General features: G+C 36.6%; 18 protein-coding genes. 8 read left to right on the top strand and 10 right to left on the bottom strand.

Translation table 11 applies throughout. The features are described 5' to 3' along the window. Positions 1 to 56 precede the first annotated feature (56 nt). Genes pxpA through UXI14_RS10560 form a run of 3 tightly spaced genes read left to right on the top strand, consistent with a single transcriptional unit; the run spans position 57 to position 2341 of the window. The gene (gene pxpA / locus UXI14_RS10570; RefSeq protein WP_335966112.1) at positions 57 to 785 is read left to right on the top strand and encodes a 5-oxoprolinase subunit PxpA; all 729 of its coding nucleotides are present in this window, start codon (positions 57 to 59) and stop codon (positions 783 to 785) included. Further along, the gene (pxpB, locus tag UXI14_RS10565) at positions 778 to 1512 is read left to right on the top strand and encodes a 5-oxoprolinase subunit PxpB (protein WP_335966111.1); all 735 of its coding nucleotides are present in this window, start codon (positions 778 to 780) and stop codon (positions 1510 to 1512) included. Before pxpA ends, pxpB begins: the two co-directional genes overlap by 8 nt. After that, a complete protein-coding gene (locus tag UXI14_RS10560) occupies positions 1496 to 2341 on the top strand; it encodes a biotin-dependent carboxyltransferase family protein (RefSeq protein ID WP_335966110.1) in 846 nt (281 codons plus the stop codon). Before pxpB ends, UXI14_RS10560 begins: the two co-directional genes overlap by 17 nt. Before the next feature lies 1 nt (position 2342). Here the strand turns inward: UXI14_RS10560 and UXI14_RS10555 are convergent, their stop codons facing one another. Together UXI14_RS10555 and UXI14_RS10550 are read right to left on the bottom strand one after the other, a co-directional pair. Then, positions 2343 to 2930 carry a hypothetical protein gene (locus tag UXI14_RS10555; protein ID WP_335966109.1) on the bottom strand — a complete coding sequence of 196 codons (588 nt, stop codon included), beginning with the start codon at positions 2928 to 2930 and terminating at the stop codon, positions 2343 to 2345. A gap of 179 nt (positions 2931 to 3109) precedes the next feature. Continuing rightward, positions 3110 to 3940 (bottom strand): N-acetylmuramidase family protein, encoded by an 831-nt coding sequence (locus tag UXI14_RS10550; RefSeq protein ID WP_335966108.1) that lies wholly within the window; start codon positions 3938 to 3940, stop codon positions 3110 to 3112. A 460-nt stretch (positions 3941 to 4400) separates the two neighbouring features. Between UXI14_RS10550 and UXI14_RS10545 the strand changes: the two genes are divergently transcribed. The 3 genes from UXI14_RS10545 to UXI14_RS10535 all read left to right on the top strand — a co-directional run bounded on the left by UXI14_RS10545 (position 4401) and on the right by UXI14_RS10535 (position 6630). Continuing rightward, complete coding sequence (locus tag UXI14_RS10545; RefSeq protein ID WP_335966107.1) at positions 4401 to 5045, top strand: hypothetical protein; 645 nt, start codon at positions 4401 to 4403, stop codon at positions 5043 to 5045. A 590-nt stretch (positions 5046 to 5635) separates the two neighbouring features. Continuing rightward, positions 5636 to 5779, top strand: a complete 144-nt coding sequence (locus tag UXI14_RS10540; protein WP_277899277.1) for a hypothetical protein — start codon at positions 5636 to 5638, stop codon at positions 5777 to 5779. Between the two features lie 203 nt (positions 5780 to 5982). Then, entirely contained in the window at positions 5983 to 6630 is a 648-nt protein-coding gene (locus UXI14_RS10535) for a hypothetical protein (RefSeq protein ID WP_335966106.1), read from the top strand. A gap of 269 nt (positions 6631 to 6899) precedes the next feature. Here UXI14_RS10535 and UXI14_RS10530 read toward each other — a convergent pair whose 3' ends face one another. From UXI14_RS10530 to UXI14_RS10520, 3 genes are read right to left on the bottom strand one after another with little or no spacing between them, the layout of a single operon-like run. Then, positions 6900 to 7607, bottom strand: coding sequence for a hypothetical protein (locus UXI14_RS10530; protein ID WP_335966105.1), 708 nt, complete (start codon positions 7605 to 7607; stop codon positions 6900 to 6902). 42 nt (positions 7608 to 7649) lie between these two features. Continuing rightward, positions 7650 to 9317: a gamma-glutamyltransferase gene (gene ggt / locus UXI14_RS10525; protein ID WP_335966104.1), complete on the bottom strand. Its 1668-nt coding sequence runs from the start codon at positions 9315 to 9317 to the stop codon at positions 7650 to 7652. 22 nt (positions 9318 to 9339) lie between these two features. Beyond that, positions 9340 to 9924, bottom strand: a complete 585-nt coding sequence (locus tag UXI14_RS10520) for an acyl carrier protein phosphodiesterase (RefSeq protein WP_277899280.1) — start codon at positions 9922 to 9924, stop codon at positions 9340 to 9342. 186 nt (positions 9925 to 10110) lie between these two features. On the opposite strand from UXI14_RS10520, the gene glmM reads away from it, so the two are divergent. Then, a complete protein-coding gene (gene glmM, locus UXI14_RS10515; protein WP_335966103.1) occupies positions 10111 to 11499 on the top strand; it encodes a phosphoglucosamine mutase in 1389 nt (462 codons plus the stop codon). Between the two features lie 155 nt (positions 11500 to 11654). Here the strand turns inward: glmM and UXI14_RS10510 are convergent, their stop codons facing one another. The 5 genes from UXI14_RS10510 to UXI14_RS10490 form a co-directional block, all read right to left on the bottom strand. Beyond that, a complete protein-coding gene (locus UXI14_RS10510; protein ID WP_335966102.1) occupies positions 11655 to 12368 on the bottom strand; it encodes a fibronectin type III domain-containing protein in 714 nt (237 codons plus the stop codon). After that, positions 12365 to 12670, bottom strand: coding sequence for a T9SS type A sorting domain-containing protein (locus UXI14_RS10505; RefSeq protein ID WP_335966101.1), 306 nt, complete (start codon positions 12668 to 12670; stop codon positions 12365 to 12367). The genes UXI14_RS10510 and UXI14_RS10505 overlap by 4 nt, the downstream gene beginning before the upstream one ends. 61 nt (positions 12671 to 12731) lie before the next feature. Beyond that, the gene (locus UXI14_RS10500; protein WP_335966100.1) at positions 12732 to 14441 is read right to left on the bottom strand and encodes a hypothetical protein; all 1710 of its coding nucleotides are present in this window, start codon (positions 14439 to 14441) and stop codon (positions 12732 to 12734) included. Between the two features lie 139 nt (positions 14442 to 14580). Next, positions 14581 to 15165: a YCF48-related protein gene (locus tag UXI14_RS10495; protein WP_335966099.1), complete on the bottom strand. Its 585-nt coding sequence runs from the start codon at positions 15163 to 15165 to the stop codon at positions 14581 to 14583. Further along, positions 15102 to 15431: a hypothetical protein gene (locus UXI14_RS10490; protein WP_335966098.1), complete on the bottom strand. Its 330-nt coding sequence runs from the start codon at positions 15429 to 15431 to the stop codon at positions 15102 to 15104. Before UXI14_RS10490 ends, UXI14_RS10495 begins: the two co-directional genes overlap by 64 nt. 298 nt (positions 15432 to 15729) lie before the next feature. Here UXI14_RS10490 and UXI14_RS10485 point away from each other — a divergent pair, with 298 nt between their 5' ends. Next, the gene (locus UXI14_RS10485) at positions 15730 to 15933 is read left to right on the top strand and encodes a hypothetical protein (RefSeq protein ID WP_335966097.1); all 204 of its coding nucleotides are present in this window, start codon (positions 15730 to 15732) and stop codon (positions 15931 to 15933) included. The last annotated feature ends 80 nt before the right edge of the window (positions 15934 to 16013 follow it).

Below are 16013 nucleotides of genomic sequence, written 5' to 3'. Positions count from 1 at the left end.
TTATTATAGAAGTTATTTAATCAATAAATTACAGATTAATGTTGCCTGAAGATAAAATGGAAACAATAAATATTAACTGCGATTTAGGTGAGGGTACTTTCAATGAAAACGAAATAATGCCTTATATTCAATCGTGCAATATTGCCTGTGGCGGCCATGCCGGAGATTTGCAAAGCATGAAAGAGGTGGTGGGCTTGGCGTTGAAATACAAGGTACTCATTGGTGCGCATCCGTCTTATCCCGATAAGGAAAATTTTGGTCGGAAATCTGTTGATCTTTCAGCAAAAGATTTAAAGGAAAGCATCTCGCTTCAACTGGGAAATTTTGATAATGTTTTACAGAAATGCAACGGAAAACTACATCATATAAAACCACACGGTGCGCTGTACAACGATATTGCCCGGGACAAACGCTTGGCAACCACATTTTTGGAAGCTGTTAACATGTATAAAAAAAGAGCACTGTTGTATGTTCCATATAATTCCATAATTGCCGATGTTGCACAAGAAAACGGGTTCCAGATATTATATGAAGCCTTTGCCGATAGGAGTTATAACGAAGACCTATCCTTGGTAAAAAGAACACTCCCAGATGCGGTGCTTCATGATAAAAATGCTATTTTAAAACAGGTGCAGGATATTGCCAATCATCAAAAAGTAGTGACCGTAAACGGAAAATCGGTCTTTATAAAAGCTACTACTTTTTGTGTTCATTCTGATACCGAAAATGCCGTCCAGATTGTAAAATACCTATATAACTCTTTATATACAACTGCCATTGGATAGATTTAAACTAGAATACCGGCCCTACGGGGATAAGGCATTGTTGGTGGAATGGCCAAGAATGGTGAATGAGGAAGTATTGAACAATATACTAAAGTTCAAAAAATTGATCTTATTGAACATGGATGGTTATGAAATTGTTCCGGCATACAACTCCCTTACTTTAATAGCACAAGCGCCCATTCGGCATAAAGAATTAATCGAGCAGCTAAAACAGCTTTACATACAAAAAGACATTTTTGGAAATCTCCAACGTAAATTATGGCATATTCCCGTTTGTTATGATGCCGAATTTGGCATCGACATGGAAACTTTTTCCATGGAAAAAAAGATGTCGGTACCGCAAATTATAGAACTACACACGGCTCCATTGTATACCATTTATTGCATTGGTTTTTTACCGGGATTTATGTATTTGGGCGGATTGAACAAAGCCTTGCACCATCCAAGACGAAGCAAGCCCAGGTTAAAAATACCACAGGGTTCTGTTGGTATTGGGGGCGAGCAAACCGGCGTGTACCCACAGGAATCTCCCGGCGGATGGAATATTATTGGCAATTCGCCCGTGAAGGTTTTTAATCCCAAAAACGAGAATCCCTGTGGTGTGGGCGTAGGCGATAAAATTAAGTTTTATCCAATAGACAAGGCCACGCATGAACTGATTAGCATTCAGGTAGATGCCAAAATTTTTCATTTAAAAACATACGAACTCGATGATACAGGTAAATAAACCCGGTTTCTATTCTACCATTCAAGATATGGGCAGGTTTCAATACCGCGACAAAGGTGTGCCCGTAAGTGGCGTCATGGATGCCATTTCGGCTGGGTTTGCCAACAAATTGTTGAACAACGACCCAACGGCTGCCGTTATGGAAATTACCATGACAGGGCCCGAACTTCTTTTTGAAGAAGAAAGCTATATTGCCGTTTGCGGGGCAATTATGTCGCCTTCCATCAATAATAATGAAATTTATAACGACGAGGTTTACAAGGTTGTTCCGGGCGATGTATTGCGGTTTGGGAAACTAAAAAGCGGAATCCGTTGCTATTTGGCCGTTAAGGGCGGGTTTGATACCGAAGTTGTTTTGGAGAGCAGGTCGTGGTATGTTTCAATTACCGAGAAATTTCATTTAACCATTGGGCTAACATTAAACATAGCGAAACACAAAGCGTTTTCTCCACCGGAAAACTTGCCGGGCATGGACCATAATTTTAAGGAAAAAGAACTGGAAGTCTACAAAGGTCCTGAGTTTAATTTGTTGACGGAAGAACAAGAATATCAGGTGCTAAATGGCATTTTCAATATCGCAAAGGAAAACAGCCGGATGGCATGTCAATTAAAACAGCAACTTTATCCGCATAAGTATTCCATACTCACGTCTTCAACATTACCGGGAACGGTACAATTTACGCCATCGGGGAAATTAATTATTTTAATGAAAGATGCACAAACAACAGGTGGTTACCCAAGAATATTACAGCTTACCGCTAAAGCAATTGCCTTATTGGCACAAAAAAAGACCCATGAAGAAATATTGTTCAGTTTAGTCGAGCAATAAGTTAGCCAACCACCTTTTTGGGGGCTGGTTTTTTACCTGGGTGCACTTCTTCTGCTAGAATATATAAAATATCGTTATTGGTAATGGACTGCGAAACCGTGGTGGCTTTAGTTTTAAAGTTGTCGTGATTTAACAACAAACGCCATAAAGCATTGATAAAATCAGAGAAATTCGTTGCTTCGTGATATTGCACCATGTTACTGTCGTACGCCTGGGAAATTAATTCCTTGATAATAACCCTGGACTCGTTAATCCTATTTTCAATGGGCCTTAATGCTTCATGAACCGTTTTTGTAATATCTGGAATCAAGGCCATTGCCTTTTCCAGTTGATGGCTTTTTTGAGGCACACGTTGATCCAATGCTATCCGGGACGAAAGTAAATCAATCCTATACGTAGCAATATCGGTAAACGCCGATATTTTATTCCGCCTAAAGGTATCTTCAATTTCCTTTAAAAAAGTATATAATTCATCAGAAGCACTAATGTCTTCATTTTCAATTAAATCCTTTATTTTCCCAACAGTTGCATGGGTTTTGGTATGTATGCGGTTATACATATCCACATATGAGGTAGTAATATTCATCATTGCTGCTTTTATGTTGCTAATTTGGTATAAATAAGTATAATAGGAAAGGGGAAAATACCTGATTCTTTGTAAGAAGGGAACTATGGAATTAAGATAGCGATTTTTTGTGTAACCGCGGTTGGATTAATAAAAATTTAATACAAATTGTAGAAAAAATTAACTTTAAAACCTGAGTTCGATTAATTTTTGGCAGTGTATTTAAAGTACAAAAGTTTTAACCGTTTGTCATACTGGTTTTTTTTGTAAGAAGGCCCGTTATAGGCCCTTGAAAAAGCATCCCAATCTTTCTCCCGTAGCAACGGCAGGAGCTTATTTGCTTTTAAGTACATGCCAAATGCGTGTAAATGTTCCCTTTCGTGAACTTGCATGGCCTCAACAAACGCATTTACAGAGGTGTAACCTAAATCTTTGTAATGGTAGCCCATAATCTGGAAAGCCCCCCACGAAGCCGATGCATGGGCTGCATCATGGAAATCTTTGCTTTTTTGTATGGAAGCGGCGGTCTCCAACCGCAAATATTCGCCTTCGCCACCTACATAGTATTTTTTGGTCCATTTAGGGTAGAGTACGTGTCGGGTTTTTGCAGAAACGTATTTTTCGGGAGAAATCCCGCGTTTTTCAAGTTCCTTCCAAAATACATGGCCTTCAAATAAAATTTTCGCCCTTCCGGAAATTAAAAAGCCTTTTCCGTTGCTTTCTACTTCATTGATGGCTTTTACAATGGCCAGCTCCAGATTGAATTTCTTTGAAAAGTCCATTAAATCTTTTTCAGAAAGAAGTTTGTCCGTATTATTAAAAAGAGTGTTCTCAATGGCTAGCAATTTGCTCCATGTTTTCACCCCTACAATGCCATCGATAACAAGATCGTGTTTAAGCTGAAAACTTTTTACGGCGGTTTCGGTATCTTTTCCGAAGTAATTGGAAATTACAACGGGAAAACCCAGTTTCACCAGAATTTGTTCCAGTAAATAAACAGCGGGATCGTACGATTTATAGCGGAGTGTTTTCATGGATTGAAAATTTATAATTCAAATAAAAATGAAAAACATAACTCTCATTACATAGGATAAATACATAGCAAAGGTTGCCACATGCATTTGTTATGGTATTTTTCATTAACTCGGTGCATTTGTGGTAAAACCATCATTTTATCTGCAAAATTAAAAGGCATTAAGTGTCTAAAAGCCTCCGTTTCTTTACTTTATGGCAATACATCGTTGATTAAATACTTTTAATCGAATTCTTGTAAGGGATTTTCCCCGAAAACAAACGGTGAAAATAATGTAACTAATTTGTTTTCAATTATTTATATTGCAATATGAAATTTTATAGCTATGAAGGTACTGATTTTTTTATAGTATATTAGTAGTATGGATAGGTTTATAATGAACATGGCTTGATTTATACGCCTTTTCAGCACCTAAACTATTTATAATTAACATAATTGATAACCAACCAAATTAAGTAAAAATGAGAACCAATCAACCAAAATGGCTCAACGGCTTACTGTTGGGTTTATGCGTAGTTTTTTTAGCATCGTGTAACAAAGGAGGGAACCTTGTTGAATACAATCCGGTAGACCTTTCCCAGCATAAGTTAACGCCAAAACTTGCCGAAAAGTTAAGTAAACGTTATGTAAAGGACATGGACGAGCTCTTTGCCCAGTCCGATTCGTTGGAATATTACAAGGCACTGGTAAAGCAATTGCAAGAGCAGCAAGCAAATACGGGTAGCGGAAGAAGTATAAAACAAAGCGAACCGGTTACCTTTAAGCCCAAAAAACCAAAGTTTGAACTTTCTGTTTCCAGCTGGTATTCTGTAGATGAATTAATGACATACATTGACAATTCTATGGAAACCGTAGAAAAAAGTGGCGGGAAAGTAGATGGTTTTAGAATATATATTGGGGTGTTCCCCAAAGTGGGGGACGACCGAAAGAAAAATACCCTTACCACTTTTATTACCCCTACCGGACATATGGGCAGTGGAAAAGAGGAGGGAAGCGTACTGCCCAACTTGGCAATACCGTTGTATGCTGCACAAGATATAACGGGTGTGGATCCGTTGGATTATAGTGGAACTGGCGAACCACCATCAAGAACATATCCTCAATAGTAGTAGTGGGAATATAAATGACAGATTTTGAATTCTACCTAAAGAGATCAGTATTGCTTTTAGAAGTAATATCTGTCATTTATGCTTTTATCTTATATAATTTAAATAGAAATAGGGCTTATTTTATTATTTTATTATTACTCTGTATTACAGTTATATCAGAAATTATACAGATGGTGCCAATTATAATATGGAGGTTTCCTAATACCGTTTTTGGCCAATTTTTAAATAATGAGCTACCAAAAACGTCTATATTTAGAGGGAATATATGGATTTCGAACATTCATTCAGTATTAATATTTTATTGCTATTTGTTATTCTATAAAATTGTAAATGACCACAAAAGGGTAAAAAGGACTTTAAATGTTTTTATTATCCTATATAGTGTGTTTGTAGTAATAGAAATATTTGATTTCAAAAACATTTTACAATCTTGGTTACAACCCCATATGTATGCAGGTGTAATATTGACATTATTGGCTATTTTTTTGTATTTAATGACCATATTGAAAAGCGATAAAATATTAACCTTTCATAAAACCTTACCATTTTGGATTACTATGGGGATATTGTTTTTCAATTTGGTAACCATGCCCATATTTATTTTTGCAAAGCAGCTCAATTTTTCGGCATCGGTATATGTGTATATTTTGGTTATTTCCAATTATGTAATGTACGGCAGTTTTATTATCGGGTTTATCATCAATGCCCGGGAACAACGTAAATTGGAGTGAAAGGTTTCAACTCATATTAAGCGGGGTAAAACACTAACCCTAAACTTATATAAATAGATATTTTAATCAATCTTTATGATATTTTAATCTTCAACATTTTTTTTATAACCTACAAACATGTATTTTTATACTATAACCATAAAAATTCATAAATAATGAAAAAACTTTATTACGTTTAAATTTTCTTATGTTGGGTATGATATGTGCTATCATGTTCTGAAGAAGTTTCACCTTCTGAAGCAGAAAAACCAATAAAAAGCAATGCCGAAATTGCTATTGTGAAAGTTGGAGACTACACAACAACGGTGAATAAAGTAGACATTTCTAAAAAGAAGATGTCTTCTGATTTTGCAGAAAATCTAAGCAAGCGATACGTTGGTGAAGTCGAAGATTTATTTTTGGCTAAAGATTCTTTACGTTATCACAAGCTATTGGTAAAAGAATTATTAAAACAAAAAACTCCTGATTTAAAAAAGGCGCAGGCAGCCATAAAAGAGATTCAATTTAAAGAAGAACCGGATTTTAATTTGTCCGTATCGAGTTGGTATTCCAAAGAAGAATTATTCACATATATGACAGAATCAATTGCAACTGTAGAAGAAAACGGAGGCTATGTAGATGGATTTAGGTTTTATATGGCGGCATTTCCAAAAGATGAACAATATGGAGAGAAAAACAATGCATTAACCATATTTATAACACCAACTGGAAGTATGAATGCAACATACGAGCGTGCTTCTGTGTTACCCAACCTTGCAATACCGCTTTATGCCACGCAAGATATAACAGGCGTAGATCCGTTGGAGTATGGAAGCTCTGGAGAACCACCTTCAAGATCATATCCTCAATAAGAAAATCATGACTGATTTTGAATTTTATTTAAAACGGTCAATATTAATAATACGATTGCCAAACTATTAAATGCAAAAATTATAAAGGCTCACATGTGTGGGTCTTTATGCCTTTTTATGGTTTGCTTTTTTGACAACTTGAAACTTGAAACTTGAAACCTCGTTTCTAGTTAACTGATTGACTCATTTTGATAAATTACATTATGCGACTTCTCCATACGTCGAAGTGACTAACCGCTACGCTCTACACTTTAAACTTAAAAAACTGACTAATTATAAGCCTTAATGTCTCCCATGTCGATAGTAAAAAACAAAAACTTGTGTTTTGAAGGTAGGTAAGTGGTGGTTTCCATTACTTTCCAATCGTCCCAAGAGGCCTGTAACCCGCCAATGGGGATAATTTTAACCCACATTTTAAAGCTTTCGGGAAAGCCATTGTCTTTTAGTATCCACAAATAAGAATCTCCCGGTGTAGTTCCCCCTTCGGTATAGGTTACCAACAATGCCGGCTTGCCATTTTCCAGGGTCACTAATTTTCTTTCAACCCCTTTGTCCATTATTTTAAACGGTGCAACCAGCCAAAAAGAATCGTTGTTAAAATACTTTACAGCCTTATCTATAAGTTCTTGGCGGGGTTCGGTATGCATTTTTACGCCGTCTATAAAAACTTCGCTTTTTCCGTAATTTTTAAGGTTGAGTTTTACCTGATTATCATCCCACTTTACATCGGCTTGGTGTTCTTGTTTATCCCATTTATAGTGATGCACATTGTTAAAAGACCATTCTAAATACCTAGTTTTTGTATAATTGGAATAGTTAATGGCTTTTAGCATTTTCTGTGCCAATGCTTCAGCTTCGGGGCCTTGCTTTCCAACAGGAACGGGCTTGTTGTACACATAATAAACGGCAACGCTTATTATTATTAGAAATAGCAATATTCCAATAAATAGTTTAAGTATTTTACGTAGTATGTTCATATTTAAAAGTTTTAAATCATCTTTTAGGGGCAAGTTTACGGATTAAAAGCCAATAGCGGTATCATCTCCACGTTTATCGGCACCGCCTTCTAAAGTGCCGTTTTTTAGCACTAAAATTGCATCGACTAAACCAATTATCCTAGCTTTTGATTCGTTGATTTGATACCCCAATGCTTTTAGGGTTTCTACCTTTTCTTTTTCAAAGCCGTTGGGCTCCATTAAAATTTCATCGGGAAGCCATTGGTGGTGAAACCTTGGCTGGTTAACAGCTTCTTGCATCCCCATATTAAATTCATAAACATTTAAAATGGTTTGCAGCACCGAAGTAATAATGGTAGAACCGCCCGGGGTACCTACAACCATTAACAAGTTACCATTTTTTTCAACAATTGTCGGTGTCATGCTGCTCAGCATACGCTTTTCAGGGGTAATACTATTAGCTTCGGCACCAAGAAGGCCAAACATGTTCGGTACACCGGGCTTGGCACTAAAATCGTCCATTTCGTTGTTGAAGAAAAAGCCCAGCTCTTCAGAATACAATTTCGATCCATAGGCACCGTTGAGCGTAGTGGTTACCGATATGGCATTCCCGGAAGTGTCCACAATGGAAAAATGCGTTGTTTGGTTACTTTCCACAATTTCGATTTCTCCGTGCGATACTTCAGAAGAAGGTGTTGCGGCTTTAAAAGAAAAATCATTCATTCTTTCATTTAAATAATCATCGCTAAGTAATTTTTTTTCAGGAACTTCCACAAAATCAGGGTCTCCTAAAAAATAGGCCCGGTCTGCATAGGCCCGTCGTTCGGCTTCTGTAATTAACTGGATGGCCTTTACCGAGTTGTGCCCTAGTTTATCAACTTTGTATGGAGCTATCATTTTCATTATTTCGGCCAAGGTAATTCCGCCACTGCTCGGTGGGCCCATGGAGATTATCTTTAAGTCTTTATAACTGAACACAACCGGATCCCGCCAAACGGCATTGTAACGTGCCAGGTCTTCTTTTGTTATCAATCCACCGTTTTTTTGAATAAAAGCGGCTATTTTTTCGGCAATATCTCCTTTGTAAAATCCAGCTTCTCCTTTTTCTTTAATAATTTCCAAGGTATGTGCCAAGGCCGTGTATTTTATGGTATCTCCTTCTTTAAAATTATGGGCGAACAAAACGGTATCGCCACTTACTTCTTTAATTAATTTTTGATAATGCTTTAAACGATTGGCCTGCTTTTTTGTAACCACAACTCCGCGGTTTGCCATATTTATTGCGGGCTGAATAAGTTTTTCCATGGGGAGGGTGCCAAATTTCTTATGAATTGCAAAAAGACCGGAAACACTCCCGGGAACCCCAACGGCCGTTGCCCCAACAATGCTTTTATTGGGGATTACATTGCCGAGTGAATCCAGATACATGTTTTTTGTGGCCGCCAGGGGGGCTTTTTCCCTAAAATCCAGGGACCCATTTCGACCGTCATTGAGTCTGTAGACCATAAACCCACCACCGCCAAGGTTTCCTGCAAAGGGATACGCTATCGCAAGGGCAAATTTTGTGGCAATCATGGCATCAAAGGCATTACCGCCCTGTTCCATAATATCCGAGCCTATTTTGGAAGCTTCGGCACGTGCCGAAACTACCATGGCGCTTTTGGCAACAAGCCCTTTTTCCGATTTACAACTGATTATAAGTATGGAGAGAAGGAGTAGTAGTTTTTTCATATATTATTTGGTTAAGGCTGGTTTAAAGCGATTTTAACTTATGGACTGCGAATTCTTGCAGTTCTTCAAAAAACGAAGTAAACTCTGCTTCAAATTCAGTATAATATTTTTCCAGGTCCTGGATGGCAAAATTCATTTTAGATTTATTTTTAGTGCGCCGGTTCATCCCGTCCAATACCTTGGAAATGCCTTCAAGCTTGGCATAATTGAGCAACCAGTTGTCGGCAATCATGTACGGCATCATTTTTTTTACGTTCATGGGGAGTATCTCGTAATATTCGCCCAGTAAATCATAAAAACCGTCTACATAAACTTCCAAGGGCACATCCGAATAATCACTCCAATTTTTTGCCAAAAAATGGTCGTAAAAAATATCAACAATAACCCCGCTGTAATGGCCGTAATTTTTGTGCAGTTTTTTGGTGCTCTGCCTTACTGTTGGGTGTGCATCGGTAAAAGTATCTATTTCACGGTGCAACAAAATACCCTTTTTAAAATCGGGGGGATAACGCTCGTAATTTTTCCCCCGAATGCTATCGGCCATGAAATTGGCCACTTTAATTTTTGGATTGTCTCCGGACAAATAAATATGTGCTAGAAAATTCATTTTCTAAAATTACGATTTATAATGAAACTTTTAAGCGATCGTTTTCATTAAAAAAACATGTAGTTAAACTTTACAACTCCATAAACCTTTATATTTGCTGAAAATAGCGTTTTTATATCCGTTTATGGATAATACAGCGTTATCGATAGAACTTTTTTTAATTTTAATTCAATAAAAAGATAATTAATGACACTTATAAAATCAATTTCAGGAATACGTGGGACCATTGGCGGAAAAACAGGAGAAAACTTAACCCCGGTCGATGCAGTAAAATTTGCCGCCGCTTATGGCAGTTGGCTAAAAAAGCAGCTTCAAAAGGAAAATGTAAAAGTGGTTATTGGCCGCGATGCCCGTATTTCAGGAGAAATGATTCAAAATTTGGTTTCTTCAACCTTAACCGGACTTGGAATTGATGTTATTGATCTGGGTTTATCCACAACTCCCACTGTAGAGATTGCTGTTCCGCTGGAAAAAGCCGATGGCGGCATTATTCTTACGGCAAGCCACAATCCTAAACAATGGAACGCCTTGAAATTGCTGAATAATAAAGGTGAATTTTTAAGCGGTAACGATGGAAAAGAAATACTGAAAATAGCCGAAAGTGAAGATTTTTCTTTTGCTGAAGTAGACAATTTAGGTAAAGTAACCGTAAACGATTCTTATATAGACATCCATATTGACGAAGTTTTAAATCTGGATTTAGTTGATGCTGAAAAAATTAAGGCAGCCAAGTTTAAAGTGGTTGTAGATGGCGTAAACTCCACTGGAGGAATTGCCATCCCTAAATTATTAAAGGAGCTGGGGGTAGAGGTCGTAGAATTGTATTGCGACCCGACCGGGCATTTTCCACACAATCCGGAACCTTTAAAAGAGCATTTAACCGACATTTGTGAGTTGGTTGTAAAAGAAAAAGCCCACTTGGGCATTGTAGTAGACCCCGATGTGGACCGTCTAGCATTTATAAGTAACGATGGCGAAATGTTTGGGGAAGAATATACATTGGTGGCCTGCGCCGACTATGTTTTAGGGAAAACCAAAGGGAACACGGTCTCTAATATGTCATCATCTCGTGCCTTGCGAGATATAACCGAAAAACATGGCGGAAATTATGAAGCATCGGCCGTGGGAGAGGTGAACGTGGTTACCTTAATGAAAAAAAACAATGCCGTTATAGGTGGCGAAGGAAATGGAGGTATTATTTACCCAGAAAGTCACTACGGAAGGGATTCTTTGGTAGGCGTTGCTTTGTTTTTAACTCATTTGGCCGAAAAAGGAATATCCGTAAAAGAATTGCGCGATAGTTACCCATCGTATTATATGAGTAAAAAGAAAATTGAATTGACGCCACAACTGGATGTAGATGCCATTTTAAAAACGATGGAGGAGAAGTATGCCAACGAAAATATAAGCGCCATTGATGGTGTAAAAATAGATTTTCCTGAAAATTGGGTGCACTTGAGAAAATCGAACACCGAACCGATTATTAGGATTTACACCGAAGCAAAATCGCAACAAGAAGCTAATGGACTTGCCGATAAGTTTATTGCCGAAATAGGCAAAATAGCTGGGCTGTAGTTTTAATAATAAATATTAAGCAAAAGGGGCTAAATAAGCATAGAAAAACAAGAATGCCGTACTGAGCCCAGACAAATGTTTTTTGGACTGGGCTCAGTTTGACAGTAGCAGATTATTTTTTAGACCTTTTTAACCTTTCTTCACAAAGAGTAGGTTTAATTGGTGGTAAAGCTCCAAAGGCTGCCTATGGTTACACCGCCTTTGTCGTCTTTAACTATAACTCTCCAATAATACGTAGTATTTGGTTCTAAAGTTGCCTGATAATTATTTTGCTTGGCAGACTCTGAAATTATTGGTAATGAATCCATATGCTTTCCAAAATACAAATCGAAGGTAACGGCATCGTTATCGGGATCTGTTCCTTCCCATTTTAAGGTTATCATATTAGAAGAAACCGATGTGTTATTTGCCGGTGCTATAATTACGGGTTGGTTTGGAACTTGGTTTGTTTCGGCATCACGTTCGGTAAAAAAGCGGGAAGCATTTGTGTATTTGCTTTCTCCTTCATTGTTGTCTGTAGCTTTGACCCTCCAATAAAAAATTTTTCCTTTTGGTAAAGCATATGTTTTATTGAGATCGGGTGTTAAATCGTTGTAAGCCGTTGTAGAAAAGTCAGATTTATTGCTTATCTGTATTTGATACATAATTTTATCGCCATCTTTATCTGTAGAAGCTAGCCATTTAAAATTTACTTCACTGTCTATGCAGACCAAATCTTCGGTAGGATAATCCAAATGTGGAATGCTTGGAATGTTGTTAACAGGTTCAGGTTTTGGCTTCGGCTCTGGATCTGGCCCGTCATCTGAACCGCCGCATGCTATGGTAAATAATGCTATTGTAACTATATATAGAAAATTTAATTTTTTCATTTCTTTATTATTTTAATGGTTTCTACTTCATCTGCATATACTTTAACAAAATACAGTCCGGGACTTAGTGTACTCATATTTATTTCTACCTTATTATGGTTTATGGTATAAGAATTATGAATAATGATTTTTCCGGAACTGTCAATTAGTTCTACGAGTATCTCTTTTGTATTTTTTTGCTGAGAGGCCGGAAAAATAATATTGGTATAATTGCTAACCGGATTTGGATACGCATAAGTTGAGCTGTTGGAAATATATTTTTCTATTTTACCTTCGCATGGAAGGCTAGAATATACTTCCACAAGCCCGTCTTCTGCAATAACTGCGTCGAACGATCTATTGGAATAGGTCCCGACGGTTTTTTCATTGGCTACGACCGTATAAGGAGCCGTTCCGTTTGCAATATAAAATGAAACCCTGTTTTTGAGTATTTAATGTTTTATTGCTCTCTATTTTTCCAGCAATTTCTTCTGCACCACCAACTTGAACCTCGAAACATTGCCCGGATTCTTTTTTCCCGGCTATGGACAAGCATACAGAATAGTTGCCCGGCTCCAGATTTTCCAACAAAAGTTCATTGGTAAATGTATGTGCTTCGTTGTTTACAATAGCTTCATAATTTTGCACAATTATAGGGGTTACTTTAATGGTGCCATTGTTTTTATTCAAGCAGGTTTCGTTGGTAAACTCTATTTTGTAATTATCTTCATCTACGGCATATCTTTCAACGGTAGTAAAACTAAAATCGTTTGAAAAATTTTCACCATTATAGTCGTAGTATTTTAACCTGAAATGATAGGTTGTGTTTTCTACTAATAGACTACCTGGAATGACGGCTTTAACAAAACCTCCTTCGTAAATATAGTCGGGTGTTGTAATAAGGGTATTTCCATATTCGGTGGTCAAACCATATTCAAAAACAATATTTGAAACAGAATTATACCCTGGGTATATGTAGCCTTTTAAGAGTACTGAGTTGTCCTCGTTCTCTATGCCTTCTATGTTGCTTATAGATAGCGTTCTATTAAAATTAAAGGCGTTTATTTCGCTATATACATAGGTGTCCCCCTGTAAAGCTTTTAGCCTATAAAAATAGGTTGAATTTGTATCCAGCCCACTTATTTCGGCATTGACATAATTATTGAATTCATCATTTGCTTTTATGATTGAGGGTGAGGTTACTACTGAGTTCATCATTTCCATAGAAGTGCCATATTCAAAACTAATGTTCTTTAAATCGTCTTCATAGGCATATATTTCGGCTTGCAGTTGGGCGGTTCCGGCCTCATATTGAGATGAGTATGTGTAAAAAGTATAATCGGGTTTTGTTTTAAACTCTTTAATAAAATAACCGGAAATTTTCTTTCCATCATAATTGGCCTTAACGTTAACATAATACTGTGTGTCAGGCATTAACCCGGTAAGTTTAGCTCTAACTTGATGCTCACCTGGACCTACCGCAAGTGAATCAGCCGAAATGCTATATACAAGGGAATCTGCTTGCGTACCGTAAACAAATTCAATATTTGTCACTTTTTTATTAAAACTACTTATATTGGCAATTAACTCTACGGTGTCATTGTCCCTTGCATTAGGATAATCGACTTCTATATCATATTCATCGGGTGTATAAAACGAACTTATCTCGCTTTTATAGACCACCTCATTACTTGTGTCGACCAACTGGAAATTGTAATAATTATTGGCTTCCAACCCAGATAACTCGCTAGTTACGTTTATAGATTGGTTGGCCTTGACAGTTGTAGTTGATGCACTTATTTCTTTGTCTAGGTTTGAGTAGTCTGTACCGTACAAAAATTTAATATCGGTAATTTCGTCTCCATTAGAGGTAACATTTCCTTTAAGTATTACGGGTTCTTTTTCTATATTGTAATAGGAACCTGTAAGAGCAATGCTTACAGTATCGTATTCTACGTTGCTTTTCTTTATCTGTCCATTTCTGGTAGTTATATAAATGGCATCATCATATAATTCGAAAATTGCTTTTTCTGAATAAAAGCTATTTGAATAAACATCTTCCCATGAAATGCCTCCATTTTCTGTCTTAAACAAATTTCCATATGTGCCATACAGGTACCCGATGTTATTGTTGTAAAATTTTAATTTATAACCATAGGCATAATTGTTACTTTTAACAAGGTTCCAGTTTTCACCGCCATCTGTTGTTTTGTATAGGTCGGAAGAATTATTTTTAAGATATCCTGTGTCTTTCTTTATCTATAAAATCGAATGTAGAAATTGAATAGTCATCTTCGTAAATAGAGGTCCATGTTTCTCCACCATCGGAAGTTTTGTAGGTGACTGTATCTTCGTAAGATCCTCCACTTATAATACCTGTATTTTCATCTGCAAAGTCAATACAGAGCAAATTGTCCTGAAAATTTGTTGTAATACCATTGTTTTTTTCTTCCCAAGTTACGCCTCCGTCAGTAGTTTTGTATACAGAACTAAGTGTAATTAAATAGCCAGTATTTTCATTTATAAATTTCAGACTTACAATCCGTTTTTCAAAAGTACTAAGGTATTTCCATGTTTGTCCGCTGTCTTCAGTAGTATACACATCTTTTCCAGAAGCCACAAAGGCAAGTGAAGTACTAACGAACTGTAATTGTTTGATGTCGTCATAAAATGTATATCTGTCCCAATTTTGTCCACTATCGGTTGTTCTATATATTTTCCCATATTTACCTATGGTAAATCCATTAGACTCACTTAAAAAAATAGATGTCTGTATACTGTATAATCTGCATTTTCTTGCGTATGTATTACCTGCCATGTTTCTCCGCCATCTTCGGTTTTGTATGTCGCTCCATAATAATCATTCCCATAGCCTATATTTTCATCAACAAAGTATACGGATTTTAAATGCACGGTATTGTTAACGATTGACCATGAAATACCTCCATCAATTGTTTTATAGATGCCATTTTCATTGGAGGCAATCCCGGTTAAACCATTAAAAAAATGTATAAAAGCATCAGAATTATAATAATATTCAACATTTAATGATTGTGTCCATGTAGCACCTCCATCCTCAGTCATGTATATATCTCCGTTATATAATATTACATAGCCGGAAAGTGCATCTATAAAGTCAAGACCTTGTATGGATACATAATCATCATTTATAGAAAAACTTTCCCATGTATTGCCACTGTTGGTCGTTTTATAAATATAATTTTCTCCTGCAATTACAATGTTATTTTCATCAATGATATCAATTTCGGTAAGACTTTGCCCCGAATTAATATTAATTTTATTCCAGGTAACACCGCTATCGATTATTTTTAATACATAACCATAATCACCTACAATATAACCTGTAGTATTGTAAAAAGCTATGTCGTTACCACTGTCGATATTTTGTTTTAAATTCCACGTAGTGCCACTGTCTTCTGTATATAACAGCTCGCTTTGGTTTATAATAAACCCATCATTATCTGAAGAAAAGGCAATTGCCCTTCCGTCTAGAATGGAAGGCTTTGGATTTAAAAGCTCCCATGTAGACTGGGCAGATAAAAAGTTTGTAGTTGGAATAGACTGAGAATGAGTAGTTTTTTAATCATAAAATTCGTATTACATAGTATATGGGCTAAAATAATAAAATATTTTATATAGACTAAA

It is taken from the genome of Galbibacter sp. PAP.153 (genome assembly GCF_037029175.1).
In the GTDB taxonomy this organism is placed as follows: Bacteria; Bacteroidota; Bacteroidia; order Flavobacteriales; family Flavobacteriaceae; genus Galbibacter; species Galbibacter pacificus.
The sequence above is the reverse complement of the archived record's forward strand: the minus strand, read 5'-3'. Positions and strand labels throughout refer to the sequence as shown.